We start from the raw sequence: 18,020 nt of genomic DNA on the forward strand, positions 1-18,020 counted from the left end.
CATGACATTGCTCCCGCGCCTGTTTGCAGTTCTGGTTGTTTCCTTCTCTGCCCTCATCGGCGCGGCTGCGGCTGCAGATCCGCGCCAACAGGGAGCTGCGCTGACCACGCAGTTCTACGAAGGGCACATCGACGCACTGTGGGAACGGATGACGCCGCAGATGCAGGCGGGGCTGCAGTCCCCGCAGAACCTGGTGGCGCTGCGCGAGCAGGTGCTGGCGGGCTGGGGCGCAGAAACCGAGCTGGTCAGTGAGAAGGTCGAGAAGGTTGATGGATTCGACACCTATCTGCGGCAGGCGCGCTTCGCCAGGAGCCCGGACCTGATCCAGGTGCTGTGGGCCATCGATGCCGACGGGCGGATTGGCGGCTTCTACATCCGCCCGCTACAGACCACGCCGCCGCAGGCCGCAGCGAGCGGGTTCCTCGACTACCAGACCCGCACACGGCTGCAACTGCCGTTCGACGATGAGTACTTCGTGTTCTGGGGCGGGCGCAGTGTCGAACAGAACTACCATGCGGCCCATGCCGGCCAGCGCTTCGCGCTGGATCTGCTGGTGGTCCGCGATGGCCGGTCGCACCGTGGCGATGGCCTGCGCAACGATGATTACTACTGCTTCGGTCGCCCGATCCTCGCGCCCGCCGACGGCACGGTGGTGGAGGTGATCGAGGGTGTCGCCGACAACGTGCCGGGCCAGATGAATGCCGCCCAGCTCACCGGCAACCGCGTCATCCTCGACCACGGCAACGAGGAATACTCGGTGCTGGCGCACCTGCGCCAGGGCAGTGTGCGTGTGGCGCAGGGACAGGCTGTCCGCAGCGGCGCGCACCTCGGTGACTGTGGCAACAGCGGCAACTCCTCCGAGCCGCACCTGCACTACCAGCTGCAGGCCGGGCCCGTGTTCGGTGTCGGCGAAGCGCTGCCAGCACAGTTCTCCGGTTATGTGGCCGATGGCCAGCCGGTTGCACGCGGCGAGCCGGTCAAAGGTCAGCGGATCCGGCCGGCGCGCCTCCCGCAGGCAAAGTAGTCAGCGCGTCCGACGCGATGGGCAGGCACGCCGCGGGCACGCTGCGCCGTCGTTGGTGTCAGCAGTGGACGCCGATGTCGGCAAAGTCATCGCAGGACACGTGATGACCCAGTCAGGTGCGTGCAGGGCAGGAGAAAGTTCCTTCACCTTCACAAACCCTCGACCCGAAAAGTCTCAGAACGAACATTTCATCTTGCTGAAAAGACGCTGAAAATCTTGTGGTGTCCGGTTTTGGTCATTAGCGTCATCTGCACGGCGGATCGTTAGGGGGATCCGCTGGCTCGCCGGACTTCGAACCTCGCCAACGCAAGCCAGCCCAGGGTTCGGGCCGGTGCTTCTGCCGATTCCGGCATTCACACCACAAGAAAGGGAAATACGATGTCCCAGGTAACGCAACCGCGTGTGCGTCGAGTGTGGGTGGTCCTTGGTGCGTCCGTTCTGTCATCGCTGCTGCTGGCCACGCCTGCGCTGGCCGGTGATGTCCAGCTCAGCGGCCTGCAGTCCGCACAGACCCACCAGCGTTTCATCGTGAAGTACCGCGACGGCAGCGCGCCGGTGGCCAACACCACCGCACTGGCCTCTTCGCTGAAGAGTGCCGCCGCCGGCCTGGCCAGCAGCCAGGGCCGCGCGCTGGGCCTGCAGCAGGTCCGCAAGCTGGCCGTCGGCCCGACCCTGGTCAAGACCGATCGTCCGCTCGACCAGGCCGAATCCGAGCAGCTGATGCGCAAGCTGGCCGCCGACCCGAACGTGGAATACGTTGAAGTCGACCAGATCATGCGTGCCACCCTGACCCCGAACGACACCCGCTTCAGCGAGCAATGGGGCTTCGGCACCTCCAATGCCGGCATCAACATCCGGCCGGCCTGGGACAAGGCCACCGGCACCGGCGTGGTCGTGGCGGTGATCGACACCGGCATCACCAACCACGCCGACCTCAATGCCAACATCCTGCCCGGCTACGACTTCATCAGTGATGCGGCGATGGCGCGCGACGGCAACGGCCGCGACAACAACCCGAACGATGAGGGCGACTGGTACGGCGACAACGAGTGCCAGGCGGGCTACCCGGGTTCGAACTCCAGCTGGCACGGTACCCACGTGGCCGGCACGGTAGCGGCGGTGACCAACAACAGCACCGGCGTGGCAGGTACTGCGTTCAACGCCAAGGTCGTGCCGGTGCGCGTGCTCGGCAAGTGCGGCGGTTACACCTCCGACATTGCCGACGCGATCGTGTGGGCGTCCGGCGGCAGCGTCAGCGGCGTGCCGGCCAATGCCAATCCGGCCGAGGTCATCAACCTCTCGCTGGGCGGCGGCGGCAGCTGCTCGACCACCTACCAGAACGCGATCAATGGCGCTGTCGGGCGTGGCACCACCGTGGTGGTCGCTGCCGGCAACAGCAACACCAACGTGTCCTCGTCGGTGCCGGCCAACTGCCCGAACGTGATCGCAGTGGCGGCCACCACCTCGGCCGGTGCGCGTGCCAGCTTCTCCAACTATGGCAACGGCATCGATATCTCGGCACCGGGCCAGGGCATCCTGTCCACCCTCAACAGCGGCACCACCACCCCGGGCAGTGCCAGCTACGCTTCGTACAACGGCACCTCGATGGCGGCACCGCACGTGGCCGGCGTGGTCGCGCTGATGCAGTCCGTAGCCCCGAGCCCGCTGAGCCCGGCGCAGGTGGAGAGCATCATCAAGAGCACTGCACGTCCGCTGCCGGGCGCCTGCTCGGGCGGCTGCGGCGCCGGCATCATCGACGCCGACGCGGCCGTGGCTGCGGCGATCAACGGTGGCGGCCCGAACCCGGGTGGCAACGTCCTGCAGAACAACGTTCCGGTCACCGGCCTCGGCGCTGCCAGTGGCGCTTCGCTGAGTTACACCGTGAACGTTCCGGCCGGCAGCACCCAGCTGCGCGTGGCGATCAGTGGCGGCAGCGGTGATGCCGACCTGTACGTGCGCCAGGGCAGTGCCCCGACCGATACCGCCTACACCTGCCGCCCGTACCTGAGCGGCAACAGCGAGACCTGCACCATCAACAGTCCGGCTGCCGGCACGTGGTATGTGCGGGTGAAGGCCTACAGCACCTTCTCGGGCCTGACTCTCAACGCCCAGTACTGAGCCCAAGCCCCTCTCCATGGGCACGCCCCGGCTCCGGCCGGGGCGTTTTTGCATGGGGACGCGCGGTGATGCGAGCCGCCGCGTCGTGGTGGGTGCCGACCTTGGTCGGCACGCTGTTCCTCACACCGATTCGAAGCGGTTCGCGGCCACGTTCTTGCGCACGTGCTGCGGGTCGAAAATCCGCCCGTTCATCGCGATGTACACGCCGCTCGGCAGCGACTGCACCGCACCGATCGCGCAGCCGATGTTGAACTCCGCATCCGAGCCGCGGAAACGCGCCGGGCTCAGCGCGCCGGTCATCACGATGGTCTTGTCCGGGATCGTCGCCAGCACCTGGCCGGTCTGCACCATCGAATCGGTGCCGTGGGTCACCAGCACGTGGCGGGTCGGCTGCGCGGCGATGGTGGCGCGGATCAGTTCGCGGTCCTCATCGTTGATGTGCAGCGAATCCTTGCGCAGGATCGGAATCACGTTGAAGCGGAACGTCACGCCCAGCTCGCGCAGGATCATGCCGATCTGGGGGTCGCCGATCTGGTAGTCCGACTTGTCGTCGAAGTAGATCTTGTCGATCGTGCCACCGGTGGTGACGACCAGGAGCTCTTCCATCATGTGCATGCGCGAAACCAGGACAGGTACAGCGGCGCGGGGCCAGGAACACAGATGATACGGCCCGGCGGGCGCAGCGTCAGCGTCGCTTGCCGAAGCGGGCGCGCAGCCCGGGGAGGCTGGCGCTGAAGATCACCAGCAGGGCCAGCGCGATCTCGATCAGCGCCAGCCAGCGTGTTTCCGGGTGGCTCCAGGCACTCATCACCCCGTGGCTGAACCAGCCCAGGGCCAGCACCGAGGCCCAGAAACCGGCCTTGCGCCAGCCCAGTCGCAGGGCAACGGCCAACGCCAGCGGCGGCGCGGTGAACACCAGCTGGGTGGCCAGCCAGTGCTTGTCATTGATGAACCAGCCGGCGAACAGCGCGGCCAGCCCCATCAGGGCCAGCAGCAGGGCCGTGCGCGGCGCGGCGCTCATCGGGCCAACCGCTGCGCGATGTCGGCCACCCGGCGGCCCAGCGCGCGCGCCAGCACGGCTTCATCGTCGGTCGGCTGCGGGTCGTCGGCCGCACCGGCCACATGGCTGGCGCCATACGGCGTGCCGCCACTGGTGGTGTGGCTCAGCGCCGGCTCGGTGAACGGGATGCCGACGATCACACAGCCATGGTGCAGCAGTGGCACCTGCATCGACAGCAGGGTCGATTCCTGCCCGCCATGCATCGAGGCGGTGGAGGTGAACACGCCGGCCGGCTTGCCGGAGAGGGTGCCGTTGACCCATTCGGCGCCCAGTCCGTCGAGGAAGTGCTTCACCGGCGCGGCCATGTTGCCGAAGCGGGTGGGGCTGCCGAGCAGCAGGCCCTGGCATTCGACCAGGTCCTGCACGCTCACGTAGGGGGCACCATCGTCGGGTACCGGCGGCTGTGCGGTCTGGGTCACGGCGGCCACCGGCGGCACCGTGCGCAGGCGCGCGGTCATGCCCGGCACTTCGCCGATACCCCGCGCGATCTGGCGCGCCAGCCGTGCCACTGAACCGCCCCGGCTGTAGTACAGCACCAGAATCTCGCCCATCGTGCCCGCTTCTCCTCGTCGTGTGGCCACCAGTATGGCTATCCTGCGAGCATTCCGCATCGGGTACCCTTTCGCCGATGGAACCTTTGGATACGCTCAACCTGTGGATGGAGCGCGCGCGGGATCGCGCACGGGCCATCAGTTTCGGCCGCTTCCTGTGGCATCGCTTCCTCGACGACCGCCTGTTCCAGGCAGCGGCGGCACTGGCGTACACCACGGTGTTCGCGCTGGTGCCGCTGGCCATCGTGGTGTTCGGCGTGCTCTCGGCCTTCCCTGTCTTCGACCGCTGGAGCGACCAGCTCAGCGATTACGTCTTCTCCAACTTCGTGCCCAATGCCGCGCGCGCGGCGGAGGGCTACCTGCGGCAGTTCTCGGCCAGTGCCGGCCAGCTCACCGCCGCCGGCTTCATCGCGCTGGTGGTATCGCTGCTGATCACCCTCAACAGCGTTGAAGAGACCTTCAACCAGATCTGGCGGGTCGGCTCGACCCGGCCCAAGCTGACCCGCTTCCTGGTCTACTGGACCGTGCTGACCCTGGGCGCGATGCTCGCTGCCGCTTCGCTGGCGGTGTCGGCGCGGGTGTTCGCGATGCCGCTGTTCGGCACCCAGGAGGGCCGCTGGCTGGCCGAACTGGCACTGCGGCTGGCGCCGATCCTGATCGAGTTCGTCTGCATCACGCTGATGTTCCGGGTGGTGCCGCACCACACGGTGAAGTGGCGGCATGCAGTGCCTGGCGCCATTCTGGCCGCGGTGATCCTGGAGCTGGTGAAGTGGGGCATCGGCGCCTACCTGGGCAGCTTCCAGTCCTACCAGAAGCTGTATGGCACGGTCGCCTTCGTGCCGATCCTGCTGCTGTGGATCTACCTGTGCTGGGTGGCGGTGCTGCTGGGCGCGTCGTTGTCCTCGTCGATGGCGGCCTTCCGCTACCAGCCGGTGGAACTGCGCCTGCCGCAGGGCTACGAGTTCTATGGCCTGCTGCGCCTGCTCGGCCGCTTCCACCATGCCCGAGCCAAGGGCAAGGGCCTGGCCGATGATGAAATCCTGCGGCTGGAGCCGATGCTGACCGATTCGCTGCTGCAGGACCTGGCCTGCAACCTGCAGGAGATCGGCCTGGTGCGCCGCGATGAACGCGGCGAATGGCTGCTCTCGCGCGACCTGGACCAGGTGAGCCTGGCCGATCTTTACGAATGTACCCAGTTGCGCATTCCGGTAGCCGAGCAGCATCTGCCGTATCGCGACGACAGCCTGGGCCGTGCCGCATTGGCGGCGCTGGATGATCTGCGACTGCCCCTGCGTGAACGCCTGAAGCGCAAGGTCAGCGATATCTATACCGACTCTGGAGACATGCCATGACCCGCAAGACCCCGTTGCTGCTCCCGCTGGCCCTGCTGCTGGCACTGTCGGCCTGCAAGCCGGCCCAGGAGCCGACGCCGGCCAGCAGCCAACCGCCGGCGCAGGCACCGACGCCGACCGCACCGGCGCCGGTCGAGGAAACCCCGGCCGAGCGCACCACCGCCGAGTTCCCGACGCTGAAGATGAAGGCGGTGGATGGCAGCGACTACGACCTGGCCGCGCACCGCGGCAAGTGGGTGGTGGTGAACTTCTGGGCGACCTGGTGTGCGCCCTGCCGCAAGGAGATGCCGGAGTTGTCGGCGCTGCATGCGATGCGCAGCAACATCGAAGTGGTCGGCCTGGCCTACGAGGACATCGAAGTGCCGGAAATGCAGTCGTTCCTGACCAAGCATCCGGTGACCTATCCGATCGTGATCGTGGACCCGTTCGATCCGCCGGCAGACTTCGCCACTCCGCGCGGCTTGCCGCTGACGCACCTGCTGGATCCACAGGGCAAGCTGGCGCACACCTTCCTCGGCCCGGTGACGGCCGCCGACATCGAAAAGCAGATCGCCAGCGCAAAGTAGTGGGTTGGTCGGCAGGGCCTGCGGCCCTGCACCCGTGGAGGCCAGAGCAACAGCAACGGCAACAGCCGAAGCAAAGGCGGGTCTCCTGAGGGATGGCGGGGTGGGGCCGGTTGCGGGGGCCGCTGCAAGTACGTCCATGTAGGCTTGGCAGCCGCTTGCTCGTGTGCGCTGTCCTGCGCACACGGCAAGACCGGGGTTGGGCCTCCTGCCCAACCCGCCCGAGGCATGCCTCGGGCCCATGCGGCTCACGCCCCCGCAACCGGACCCACCCCGCCTTCGACAGATCTCCGCGATCTGCAGTAGATCCACGCCATGCGTGGATGAATCTCCATCGGAATCGAATATTTCGAATGGGAATCGAAAAGCATCCACGCATGGCGTGGATCTACTGTGTCGACCAAGGTCGACACCTACCAACAGCCGCAGGGATCTGTCAGAGGTGGGGCGGTGTGGGTGGGCAGGACCGTTGGCGCCATGGATGGCGCCATCGAGCCCCCATGGACGGGTCTACGGCGTGTCCTGCCCACCCACACCGCCCCGCCATCCCGCGGATAGCCGCTGTTGCTGTTGCCGTTGCGTTGAGCAGGTGCAGGGCCGCAGGCCCTGCCGACCCACCCTAATCTTCGACCGGGAAGTCCTCGATCGGCTTCAGTACATCGTAGTGCTCGCGATGCAGCTTGCCCTTCAGCTTCGGCAGCTCCGGCAACGGTGCATCCACCCGCGTGTCCGGCAACCGGTCCAGCAGGTTGCGCACCAGCGTCAGCCGGCCCAACCGCTGGTCGTTGAAATCCACCAGCGTCCACGGTGCTGCCTCGCGATGCGTCGCGCGCAGCATCGCCTCGCGGGCCTCGGTGTAGGCGCTGTACTTGCTGCGGGATTTCAGGTCCACCGGGGAGAGCTTCCAGCCCTTCAGCGGATCGAGGTGGCGCTCGGCGAAGCGTTTTTCCTGCTGTTCCTGATCCACGCACAGCCAGTACTTGAACAGCAGGATGCCGTCGTCCACCAGCAGTTGCTCGAATACCGGCGCCTGATGCAGGAACTGCTGGTACTCGGTTTCGCTGCAGTAGCCCATCACCCGCTCCACGCCGGCACGGTTGTACCAGCTGCGGTCCATCAGCACGATCTCGCCGGCGGCAGGAAGGTGCGAGGCGTAGCGCTGGAAATACCACTGCGTGGCTTCGCGGTCGGTGGGCTTGGGCAGTGCCACCACCCGGCACTGGCGTGGGTTGAGGTGCTGGCTGATGGCCTGGATCGCGCCGCCTTTGCCTGCGGTATCACGGCCTTCGAACAGCACCAGCAGGCGTTGCCCGCTGTGCTGCACCCAGCGCGCCATCGCGGTCAGTTCCAGCTGCAGCGGCAGCAGCAGTTCGTCGTAGTCCTTGCGCTTGAGCTTGGCCATCATCACACCACGCGGGGAGGGAGCCCGAGCGTAGCGCAGGGATCGCTCAGGCGATGTCGAGGCCCTGCCAGCCATGCTCGCCGGCCAGTCGCTGCAGCAGCGCCGACAGGTCGCGGGCGAAGCTGGCCATGTCGAACAATCCACTGCGCTCGCGTGCCTGCGCCAGCTCGGCGTGCAACGCTGCCAGTGCTGCCGGGTCGTTGCCCAGCACGCTGGCGGTGGCGATGAATGCCGCATCGTCGGCGACATTCATCCGTGCCAGCCCCAGATGGTGATTGAGGCTGCCGGCCACGCGCGCGGCGAAGGTGTCGCCGGGGCAGGTCAGCACCGGGCAGCCAGCCCATAGTGCGTCGGACGCGGTGGTGTGCGCGTTGTACGGATGCGTGTCGAGGAACAGGTCGGCCAGCGGATAGCGAGCCAGGTACTGCGGATGTGGCAGCTTGGCCATGAACACCAGGCGTGCCGGATCCAGGCCAGCGGCCTGTGCGGCGCTGCGCAGGCGCGCGTCGGCCTGGCCGGGACCGGACAGCAGCCACAGTACGCTGCCGGGTACCGCCTGCAGCACCGCGAAGGCGCGGCCCATGCTGCATGGATTGAGCTTGTAGCTGTTGTTGAAGCAGCAGAACACCACGCCCTGTTCGGGCAGGCCGCACTCGGCCCGGGACGGTGCCGGTTCGAGCAAGCGGGTGTTGTCCGAGGGCTGGAACGCACGCGGCAGGCGCAGTACGCACTCGCTGTAGTGGGGTTCCAGTGACGGCGGCAGAACGAAGCTGTCGCCGATCACCGCATCCATCCACGGCGCACCGGACGTGCCGGGATAGGCCAGCCAGTTCAACTGCAGCGGGGCAGGGCGCATCGCCAGCACTTCCGGCGTACCGCCGCCGCCCCAGCCGCGCAGGTCGAACAGCAGGTCGATGCCCTGTGCGCGGATGCGTGCAGCAGTGTCTGCATGGCGCAGCGCGGCCACATCATGCAGCTGCGTGGCCACCTGCAGGCGCTGGCGGATGCGGCTGCCGTCATCGTGGTTCAACGCGAACAGGTGCAGCTGCAACGCCGGGTCACGACGCAACTGCTCGAACAGGGCCACGGTCAACAATCCGGTGGGATGGGCGCCGAAACCATTGGAAAGGAAGCCGACCCGCAGCGGGCCCTGGGAACGCACCTTCACTGGCGGCAACGGCCGCACTGAAGTGGCAACGGCGGATGCACGGGCACGCGCGCAGGCCAACTGCTCGGCTGCGCTGGCATCTTCGCTGAGGAACGCGAACGGTTCGACCACGCCCTGCCCAGAGGCAAGTGCACCACGTACCTGTGCCGCCAGCGCGTCCACGTCCTGCCAGTCGCACAGGCGACGCTGCCAGGCCAGGCGCTGGGCGGCGATATAGGGTTCGCCCGGCATCAGTGCATGCGCACGGCGATAGGCTGCCGCCGCGCCTTCGGCATCATCGGCATCTTCCAGCGCATGGCCCAGCCACAGGGCAATGCCCGGGTGCTGCGGGGCCAACGCCGAGGCCTGGCCGAGCAGTTTCGCCGCATCGGCATGCGCGCCGGCCATCCAGGCCACGCGGCCCAGCCGCGCCAGCGCTTCAGGGTGGTTCGGGCGCAGCTGCAGTGCACGGCGCGCGGCCTGCTCGCCGGCGGCGATGTCGCCGGCTTCCAGTTCCAGGTCCGCCAGCATCACCCAGGCGACGAAGTCGCCCGGCTGGCGTGCAATCGCCTGTTGCAGGTGCTGCCGCTGCTGCCAGGCCGACATGCGACTCAGCCCGCCGACAACTGGGCCAGGGCGTCGACCTGGTGCTCGTGGCTGAGCCGCTGCAGCAGCGGGTCGAGGTCGCCGGCCAGCACGTTGGGCAGGTCGTACATCGTCAGGCCTTCCACGCGATGGTCGGTGATCCGGCCCTGCGGGAAGTTGTAGGTGCGGATGCGCTGGCTGCGGTCACCGCTGCCCACCTGCAGGCGCCGCGACTCGGCCTGCGCCGCGTCCTGGCGCTGGCGCTCGGCATCGAGCAGCTGTGCCTTCAGGCGCTTCATCGCCTTGTCGCGGTTGGCGTGCTGGCTGCGCTCGGTCTGGCATTCCACCACCACGCCGGTCGGCACGTGGGTGATGCGGATGGCCGATTCGGTCTTGTTGACGTGCTGGCCGCCGGCACCGGACGAACGGAACGTATCCACCTTCAGGTCGGCCGGGTTGATGACGATGTCATCGACCTCATCGGCCTCGGGAATGATCGCCACGGTGGCTGCCGAGGTATGGATGCGGCCCTGCGATTCGGTGGCCGGCACGCGCTGCACGCGGTGCGTGCCCGATTCGAACTTCAGGCGCGAGAACGCGCCACGCCCGACCACGCGCGCCACCACTTCCTTGTAGCCGCCATGCTCGCCCGGGCTGTCCGATTCGATCTCGACCTTCCAGCCCTGGCGCTCGGCGTAGCGGGCGTACATGCGGAACAGGTCGCCGGCAAAGATCGCGGCCTCGTCGCCGCCGGTACCGGCGCGCACTTCCAGGAACAGGTTGCCTTCGTCACGCGGGTCGGGCGGCACCAGCAGCAGCGCCAGCTCCTGCTCCAGTTCCTGCAGGCGCGCCTGTGCAGCAGCGATTTCCTCATCGGCCAGCTCGCGCAGGTCCGGGTCGGCGCGCATGCCTTCGGCGGCGGCCAGATCGGCCTTGGCACGGGCTTCATCGGCCAGGGCGATGGCGATCGGTTCAAGTTGGGCGAATTCGCGCGAAAGGTCGCGGAAACGAGTGTTGTCGGCGACCACATCGGGTTCGGCGAGCAGGCGTTCCAGTTCTTCGCGGCGCTCGGCCAGCGCTTCCAGCTTACGGCGCAGGGTCGGCGTCATCGGGTCTCACGGGTGGGTGGCGGTAACCCGGCGTGGCCGGGAACAGGCGCTCGGCGGCGCGGGTCAGGTCGGCATCGCCACTCAGCGCGGCCGCACGCAGGGCGGCGGTCGGCGGATGCAGCAGGCGGTTGGTCAGGCCGTGGGCAAGCAGCTCCAGCACTTCGTCGGCCGGCTTGCCGTTGGCCAGTTGCTGGCGTGCGCGCTCCAGCAGCTCGGCACGGGTGGCTTCGCCGAACGCGCGCAGCTGCCGCAGCGGCGCCTGGTGGGCGCTGGCCTGCTGGGTCTCGACGAAGCGCGACACCTGCAGGTCGATGATCGCCTCGGCTTCGGCGGCGGCCTCGCGGCGGCCACGGCGGTTGTCTTCCACCGCGCGTTCGAGATCGTCCACGGTGTAGAGGAAGGCGTCGTTGAGCGTGCCGACCTCGGCCTCGATGTCGCGCGGTACGGCCAGGTCGAACAGCAGCATCGGCTTGTGCCGGCGCGCGCGCAGGGCCTTGGCCACCATTTCGCGATGGATCACCGGTTCGCGCGCAGCGGTGGCCGAGAACACCACGTCGGCCTCACCCAGGTGGCGGTCCAGTTCGGTCAGCGGCAGCGCCACGCCACCATGTCGGCTGGCCAGTTCCTGCGCGTGGGCGAGGGTGCGGTTGGCGATCAGCAGCCGGCGTACCTTGCCTTCGCTCAGGTGCCGTGCAGCCAGTTCGATGGTCTCGCCGGCACCGACCAGCAGTACGGTGGAATCGTCCAGCCGCGCGAACGCGTTCTGCGCCAGGCGCACCGCAGCCGACGCCACCGATACCGGGTTGGCGCCGACCTGGGTATCGGTGCGCGCACGCTTGGCCACCGAGAAGGTCTGCTGGAACAGGCGGTCCAGGCGTTGGCCGAGCAGGCCATGGTCGCGCGCGGTCGACCAGGCATCCTTCACCTGGCCGAGGATCTGCGGTTCACCCAGCACCATCGAGTCCAGCCCGGTGGCGACCCGGAACAGGTGGCGCACGGCCGCGGCGTCGGCGTGCTGGTACAGGTAGCCCTGCAGGTCGCCGGCCTGGGTGTGCAGCCACTGGTCCAGCACCTGTGCCGAATCGGCCACGGCGTACAGCTCGGTGCGGTTGCAGGTGGACAGCAGCACCGCCTCGGCGATCTGCGGGGTATCGCGCAGCGAACCGAGCGCGCGCGGCAATGCCTCACCGGCGAAGGCCGCGCGTTCGCGCAGCTCCACCGGTGCGGTCTGGTGATTCAGTCCGAGCACCCACAGGGTCATTGTTCAGTTGCTTGCGATAAGCTGCTGGCCATTGGACGACATTTTAAGGCCCCGATGCCGACGATGCCCGCATTGATTCGCATCCCCAGTGTTCTGCTGCTGTCCCTGGCCTGCAGCCAGGCCCTGGCGGCGGTGCCGGCCAAGGCCCCCGTGCGGGCCGCGGCCACTGAGGAACTGGCGCTGGAACCGGTGATGGCCGGTGAGTTCGCCCTGCAGGCCGGCAAGCTGGCCGAGGCCGCGCGCTGGTACCTGCAGGCGGCCCAGCAGACCGACGGCGACGCCGGCCTGGCCGAGCGCGCGACCCGCATTTCCATGCTCGCCAACGATGATGCCAGCGCCGCCAAGGGCCTGGCCCTGTGGCAGCAGCGCGCCCCGCGTTCGTTGACCATGCGCAGTGCGGCCGGTGCGCTGGCCATGCGCCAGGGCGATGTGAAGGCGGCCCGCACCGAACTGCAGGGCCTGCTGGCCGACCCCGACGAGCGCGGCTGGAAGTTCGCCCTGGCCGCACTGATCGGTGGCGGCCGTGATCCAGCGGTGCCCGCGCAGGTGCTGGGTGAGCTGGTCGACGCCAATGCCATTCCGCCGAAGATCGAAGCCTGGCAGGAGTTTGGCCGCCTGGCCCTGCGCATGGAAAAGCCCGAGCTGGCCCGGCGCATGATCGATGAAGTGGTCAAGCGCTTCCCGGAAGAGCCACGTGTGGCGCTGCTGCGTGCCAGCCAGCTGCAACAGGCGGGAGAGACCGGCAAGGCGTTGTCGCTGCTGCACGATGTGGAGCCGAAGACCCGCCAGGACCCGGAACTGCGCAATGCGGTGGCCATTGCCTATGACAGTCTCGGCCAGCCGTCCGCCGCCGAGCGCGTGCTGGCGTTCGGCCCGCAGGACGTGCAGACCTGGGGCATGCGCGCCTCGCTGCTGGCCAAGCAGGGCGACAAGGCCGCGCTGTCCAATCTCTATAACGAACTGTCGCGGCAGGCGGCCAAGCCGGACCCGGCGCAGCGCCTGCTGCTGGGCAAGATCGCCGAGTACCTGAAGCGTTATCCCGAGGCGGTGCAGTGGTACCACAGCGTGCCTGGTGGCGATGAGCTGAGCGAAGCGCGCCTGCGCGCAGCCAATGCCCAGGCCCTGGCCGGGCGCCTGCCGCTGGCGCTGGACGAAGTGCATGCGATCCAGTCCGATGCGGTGGTCGACGACGATGTGCGCCGCGACGCCTACCTGCTGGAAGCCGAGCTGCGCCAGCGCGCCGACGACAGTGCCGGTGAACTGGATGCGCTGGCCCGCGGCCTGGCCGCATACCCGGATGACAACGGCCTGCTGTACGCCCGTGCGCTCACCTGGGAACGCCGCGACGATATCCCGCGCGCCGAGGCGGATCTGCGCAAGATCCTGGTGACCGAGCCGGAGAACGTGCCGGCTTTGAACGCGCTGGGTTACACCCTGGCCGATCGCACCGGCCGCCTGCAGGAAGCACTGGAGCTGATCGACCGCGCCCGCGTGGCCGAACCGGACAACGCCGCCATCGTCGACAGCTACGGCTGGGTGCTGTATCGCCTGGGCCGCAAGGAAGAGGCACTGGTGCAGCTGCGCCGGGCCTGGACCCTGGCCAAGGACCCGGAGATCGCTTCGCACGTTGGCGAAGTGCTGTGGGTGCTGGGCAAGCACGATGAGGCCCGTCATTTCTTCGAGGAAGCGGCCAAGCTCGACCCTGAAAACCGCGCGCTGCTGCGCGCCCGCGAGAAATTCAATCCATGAGTGTTTCCCTGATCCGGCCGCTGCTGTTGGCGGCCGCGACCCTGGCGGTCAGCGCCTGCACCAGCGTGGGCACGCAGAAGACCCCGGCGCCGGCGGTGGTCGAGATCGTTTCGGCCGAAGCGGCGCAGGCCGAGGCCGCACGCGTGGCCGCGCTGCAGGCACGGCCGGACTGGGCCTTCCAGGGTCGGGTCGCGGTCAGCAAGGGCAAGGACGGCGGCAGCGGTCGCATCGACTGGAAGCAGGAAGGGCGCCGTTATGTGGTCGAATTGAGCGCGCCGGTGACCCGGCAGAGCTGGAAGCTGACCGGCGATACCCATTCCGAAGCTGGCCGCCTGGAAGGGCTGGCCGGCGGTCCGCGCGATGGCGAGGACGCCCAGCAGCTGCTGCTGGAGGCGACCGGCTGGGACATTCCGGTCAACCAGCTGCCGGAGTGGATCCGTGGCCTGGTGGCCGGCGACGCCGCTGGCCCGGAGAAGGTCGAGCGCGATGGTGAAGGCCGGCCGCGTCGCATGCAGCAGATGGGCTGGCAGGTGCAGTACCTGGACTGGTACCCGGCCGAGGCCGGGCGCCCGGCGTTGCCGCGCCGGATCGAAGCCAGCAATGGCGACGCCAAGGTACGCCTGCTGGTGGACCAGTGGGGGCAGGGCGCGCCATGAGCGGGGCAGTCGACGACGCGGGCTGGTCCTGGTGGCCGGCCCCGGCCAAGCTGAACCTGTTCCTGCATATCACCGGCCGCCGCGCCGACGGTTACCACGAGCTGCAGACCGTGTTCCGGCTGCTGGACTGGGGCGACCGCATCGGCCTGCGCCTGCGTGAAGACGGCCAGGTGCGCCGGCAGGGCGAGGGGCTGGCTGGCGTGGCCGAGGCCGATGATCTGGCGGTGCGTGCCGCGCGATTGCTCAAAGAAGTGGCAAATGTCGCGCAAGGTGCGGACATCGTCGTTGAAAAGCATGTATCTGCCGGTGGCGGCTTCGGCGGCGGTTCGTCCGATGCCGCCACCGTGCTGGTGGTGCTGAACCGCCTGTGGCGGGCCGGTCTGGACGAGGACGCGCTTGCCGCGCTGGGCCTGCGCCTGGGTGCGGACGTGCCGGTGTTCGTGCGCGGGCGCAATGCCTGGGCCGAAGGGGTGGGCGAGCGCCTGCAGCCGATCGTGCTGGAACCGGCCTGGTATGTGGTGGTTGAACCGGGCGTTCATGTTCCCACCCCGGCCCTGTTCGCAGACCCGGATTTGACGCGCGACAGCCCAGTGGCGAAAATAGAGGACTTCGCTTCCGGAACCCTGGTCGGGAACGCGTTCGAACCGGTGCTGCGCCGCCGTGAGCCTGCCGTCGAGGCAGCGTTCGCAGCGTTGAGCGACATCGGCACGGCGCGGCTGACCGGTTCGGGAAGTGGTTGTTTCGTCGAGTTCGCATCGCAGTCTGCCGCAGAGCAGGGACGGTCGAAGTTGCCGAAGGAGTTGCGGGCAAGGGTGGCAGCGGGCGTTGCGCGTTCGCCACTGCTGGATGCACTCGAGCAACACTGATTTATCAATGCAGGGGCGTCGCCAAGAGGCCCAAGGCACCAGGTTTTGATCCTGGCATTCGTAGGTTCGAATCCTACCGCCCCTGCCAATAGCGGCTGTGTCCGCGCCTTCCAGCGCATCGCCTGCGCGGGACGTGGAAACAACCGCGGTGTTGTCAGCAGCAAGGGTCCATCGGGTCCTTGCCGACTCCGGATCCCCGCCACTCGTCCCCGCCCGAGACAATCATGATGCAAGAGTCCCCGAACCTGCTGGTCTTTTCCGGCAACGCCAACAAACGTCTGGCGCAGAACATCTGCAAGGAACTGGGGGTTCGCCCGGGCAAGGCGCTGGTCTCGCATTTCTCCGATGGTGAAGTGCAGGTGGAAATCGAAGAGAACGTCCGCAAGCAGGACGTGTTCGTGATCCAGCCGACCTGCGCGCCGAGCGCGGAAAACCTGATGGAACTGCTGGTGCTGATCGACGCGCTCAAGCGCGCATCGGTGGCCAGCGTGACCGCCGTGGTGCCGTACTTCGGCTACTCGCGCCAGGATCGCCGCATGCGTTCCTCGCGCGTGCCGATCACCGCCAAGCTGGCGGCGAAGATGTTCAGCACCGCTGGCGCTGATCGCGTGCTGACCGTCGACCTGCACGCCGACCAGATCCAGGGCTTCTTCGATATTCCGGTGGACAACGTGTATGCGTCCCCGCTGCTGCTGGCCGACATCTGGCGCGCCTACGGCACCGAGAACCTGATCGTTGTGTCGCCGGACGTGGGCGGCGTGGTCCGCGCCCGTGCGGTCGCCAAGCGCCTGGATGACGCCGATCTGGCGATCATCGACAAGCGCCGCCCGCGCGCCAACGTCTCCACCGTGATGAACATCATCGGTGACGTCGAAGGCAAGACCTGCGTGATGGTCGATGACATCGTCGATACCGCCGGCACCCTGTGCGCCGCTGCCGCTGCCCTGAAGGCGCGCGGTGCGCTCAAGGTCGCCGCCTACTGCACCCACGCGGTGCTGTCGGGCCCGGCGGTGGACAACATCACCAATTCCCAGCTCGACGAGCTGGTGGTGACCGACACCATCCCGCTGAAAGACGCAGCGCGGGTGTGCAGCAAGATCCGCCAGCTGAGCGTGGCGGAAATGCTGGCCGAAACGATGCGCCGCATCGCCTTCGGCGAGTCGGTCAGCTCGCTGTACGTCGACTGAGTTTTTCGTCCCTGCCGGCAACGGCGGGGACATACCCCGGGTGCTTCTGGTCGCGGAAGCATCTTCAACCGCCACGCCGCAAGGCGCGGCAACAACCTGAGTAGTCGAAAATGTCGAAGACCCATGAAATCAAGGTCACCAAGCGTGAACTGCAGCGTAAGGGTGCGAGCCGCCGCCTGCGTCACGCTGGTGTGATCCCGGCCATCGTGTACGGCGGCAACGCCGAGCCGGTCGCCATCAGCCTGGACCACAACGAAATCTGGCTGGCCCAGCAGAACGAGTGGTTCTATGCCTCGATCCTGGACCTGAACCTGGACGGCCAGGTGCAGAAGGTCCTGCTGCGTGACATGCAGCGCCACCCGTACAAGCAGCTGATCATGCACCTGGACTTCCAGCGCGTGAACGAGAACGAAGCCCTGACCGCTTCGGTCCCGCTGCACTTCATCAACGAAGACACCTCGCCGGCTGGCAAGGCTGCCGACGTCGTGGTCACCCACGAACTGAAGGAAGTGACCATCACCTGCCTGCCGAAGGACCTGCCGGAGTCGATCGAAGTCGACCTGGGCGAGCTGAAGGCCGGTGACGTGGTGTACCTGTCCAACATCAAGCTGCCGAAGGGCGTGGAAATCCCGGCCCTGGCGCTGGGCAAGGACCACGACGACGCCATCGTCACCGCCAAGGCCGGCAAGGCCGACGCGGCTGACGAAGAAGCGGCTGCCGCCGAGTAATACCGCTACGGTGCCTGCCTCCGGGCAGGCACCGTATTGGAAGGAACCATGGCAGGACTGCGACTGATCGTCGGTCTGGGCAACCCCGGATCGGAACACGCCCGGACCCGGCACAATGCCGGGTTTCATTTCGTTGAGGCCCTGGCGGAAAAAGCCGGTGCGCGATGGAATGTGGACAGCAAGCTGTTCGGTGAGACCGCCAAGGTCGAGATCGCCGGGCAGACGGTGTGGCTGCTCAAGCCCGCCACCTTCATGAACCTCAGCGGCAAGTCGGTCACCGCCGCACAGCGGTTCTGGAAGATCGAGCCGGAAGAAACCCTGCTGGCCCACGACGAACTGGACCTGGCGCCCGGCGTGGCGCGGCTGAAGTTCGACGGTGGCCACGGTGGCCAGAACGGCCTGCGCGACACCATCCGCCTGCTCGGCCACGGCAAGTTCCATCGCCTGCGCGTGGGTATCGGCCATCCTGGCCACAAGGACCGCGTGGTGGGTTGGGTGCTGGGGCGCCCGTCCAAGGACGACGACGTGCTGATCGCGCGCGCCATCGATGATGCGATCGACGTGCTGCCGCTGGCGGTGCAGGGCGATTTCAGCGAAGCGATGAAGCGGCTTCATACCCCGCGCTGACCATGACCGACCCGCGTACTCCCTGCACCGTGTGT

17 protein-coding genes and 1 tRNA gene are annotated in these 18,020 nt (G+C 67.7%); 11 read left to right on the plus strand and 7 right to left on the minus strand.

Annotated elements, in window-relative coordinates; genetic code table 11:
- Position 1: 1 nt before the first annotated feature.
- Both ACZK3W_RS03615 and ACZK3W_RS03620 read left to right on the plus strand, forming a co-directional pair.
- A complete protein-coding gene (locus ACZK3W_RS03615; RefSeq protein ID WP_164080373.1) occupies positions 2–1,024 on the plus strand; it encodes a M23 family metallopeptidase in 1,023 nt (340 codons plus the stop codon).
- A 378-nt stretch (positions 1,025–1,402) separates the two neighbouring features.
- Positions 1,403–3,142: a S8 family peptidase gene (locus ACZK3W_RS03620; RefSeq protein ID WP_004144921.1), complete on the plus strand. Its 1,740-nt coding sequence runs from the start codon at positions 1,403–1,405 to the stop codon at positions 3,140–3,142.
- A 120-nt stretch (positions 3,143–3,262) separates the two neighbouring features.
- On the opposite strand, the gene ACZK3W_RS03625 is transcribed toward ACZK3W_RS03620, so the two are convergent.
- The 3 genes from ACZK3W_RS03625 to wrbA all read right to left on the minus strand — a co-directional run bounded on the left by ACZK3W_RS03625 (position 3,263) and on the right by wrbA (position 4,753).
- The gene (locus tag ACZK3W_RS03625; RefSeq protein ID WP_032130424.1) at positions 3,263–3,748 is read right to left on the minus strand and encodes an asparaginase domain-containing protein; all 486 of its coding nucleotides are present in this window, start codon (positions 3,746–3,748) and stop codon (positions 3,263–3,265) included.
- Between the two features lie 79 nt (positions 3,749–3,827).
- Entirely contained in the window at positions 3,828–4,163 is a 336-nt protein-coding gene (locus ACZK3W_RS03630) for a DUF2069 domain-containing protein (RefSeq protein WP_049422884.1), read from the minus strand.
- Positions 4,160–4,753, minus strand: coding sequence for an NAD(P)H:quinone oxidoreductase (gene wrbA, locus ACZK3W_RS03635; protein ID WP_012510135.1), 594 nt, complete (start codon positions 4,751–4,753; stop codon positions 4,160–4,162). Before wrbA ends, ACZK3W_RS03630 begins: the two co-directional genes overlap by 4 nt.
- Before the next feature lie 77 nt (positions 4,754–4,830).
- Between wrbA and ACZK3W_RS03640 the strand changes: the two genes are divergently transcribed.
- On the plus strand, positions 4,831–6,105 hold the full coding sequence (locus ACZK3W_RS03640) for a YihY family inner membrane protein (protein ID WP_478450492.1): 1,275 nt from the start codon (positions 4,831–4,833) through the stop codon (positions 6,103–6,105).
- Complete coding sequence (locus tag ACZK3W_RS03645) at positions 6,102–6,671, plus strand: TlpA family protein disulfide reductase (protein ID WP_478450493.1); 570 nt, start codon at positions 6,102–6,104, stop codon at positions 6,669–6,671. Before ACZK3W_RS03640 ends, ACZK3W_RS03645 begins: the two co-directional genes overlap by 4 nt.
- A 616-nt stretch (positions 6,672–7,287) precedes the next feature.
- Here the strand turns inward: ACZK3W_RS03645 and ppk2 are convergent.
- The 4 genes from ppk2 to hemA are packed head-to-tail and all read right to left on the minus strand — an operon-like array spanning position 7,288 to position 12,172.
- Entirely contained in the window at positions 7,288–8,070 is a 783-nt protein-coding gene (gene ppk2, locus ACZK3W_RS03650) for a polyphosphate kinase 2 (protein ID WP_024957330.1), read from the minus strand.
- 46 nt (positions 8,071–8,116) lie between these two features.
- Positions 8,117–9,823, minus strand: a complete 1,707-nt coding sequence (locus ACZK3W_RS03655; RefSeq protein WP_253144830.1) for an O-linked N-acetylglucosamine transferase, SPINDLY family protein — start codon at positions 9,821–9,823, stop codon at positions 8,117–8,119.
- Between the two features lie 5 nt (positions 9,824–9,828).
- Entirely contained in the window at positions 9,829–10,911 is a 1,083-nt protein-coding gene (gene prfA, locus ACZK3W_RS03660) for a peptide chain release factor 1 (RefSeq protein ID WP_478450494.1), read from the minus strand.
- Complete coding sequence (gene hemA, locus ACZK3W_RS03665) at positions 10,889–12,172, minus strand: glutamyl-tRNA reductase (RefSeq protein ID WP_253144836.1); 1,284 nt, start codon at positions 12,170–12,172, stop codon at positions 10,889–10,891. The genes prfA and hemA overlap by 23 nt, the downstream gene beginning before the upstream one ends.
- A gap of 63 nt (positions 12,173–12,235) precedes the next feature.
- Here hemA and ACZK3W_RS03670 point away from each other — a divergent pair, with 63 nt between their 5' ends.
- The 7 genes from ACZK3W_RS03670 (at position 12,236) to pth (ending at position 17,985) form a co-directional block, all read left to right on the plus strand.
- A complete protein-coding gene (locus tag ACZK3W_RS03670) occupies positions 12,236–13,921 on the plus strand; it encodes a tetratricopeptide repeat protein (RefSeq protein ID WP_182267307.1) in 1,686 nt (561 codons plus the stop codon).
- On the plus strand, positions 13,918–14,577 hold the full coding sequence (gene lolB / locus ACZK3W_RS03675) for a lipoprotein insertase outer membrane protein LolB (RefSeq protein WP_253144839.1): 660 nt from the start codon (positions 13,918–13,920) through the stop codon (positions 14,575–14,577). Before ACZK3W_RS03670 ends, lolB begins: the two co-directional genes overlap by 4 nt.
- A complete protein-coding gene (gene ispE / locus ACZK3W_RS03680) occupies positions 14,574–15,443 on the plus strand; it encodes a 4-(cytidine 5'-diphospho)-2-C-methyl-D-erythritol kinase (RefSeq protein WP_125895167.1) in 870 nt (289 codons plus the stop codon). The genes lolB and ispE overlap by 4 nt, the downstream gene beginning before the upstream one ends.
- An 11-nt stretch (positions 15,444–15,454) precedes the next feature.
- Positions 15,455–15,531, plus strand: a tRNA-Gln gene (locus ACZK3W_RS03685).
- A 139-nt stretch (positions 15,532–15,670) separates the two neighbouring features.
- On the plus strand, positions 15,671–16,630 hold the full coding sequence (locus ACZK3W_RS03690) for a ribose-phosphate diphosphokinase (protein ID WP_005415400.1): 960 nt from the start codon (positions 15,671–15,673) through the stop codon (positions 16,628–16,630).
- Positions 16,631–16,740: 110 nt separating this feature from the next.
- A complete protein-coding gene (locus ACZK3W_RS03695; RefSeq protein WP_014036085.1) occupies positions 16,741–17,358 on the plus strand; it encodes a 50S ribosomal protein L25/general stress protein Ctc in 618 nt (205 codons plus the stop codon).
- Between the two features lie 48 nt (positions 17,359–17,406).
- Positions 17,407–17,985 carry an aminoacyl-tRNA hydrolase gene (gene pth, locus ACZK3W_RS03700; protein WP_125895169.1) on the plus strand — a complete coding sequence of 193 codons (579 nt, stop codon included), beginning with the start codon at positions 17,407–17,409 and terminating at the stop codon, positions 17,983–17,985.
- Positions 17,986–18,020: the final 35 nt, after the last annotated feature.

This window comes from Stenotrophomonas sp. 80084_Sma (assembly GCF_056481995.1).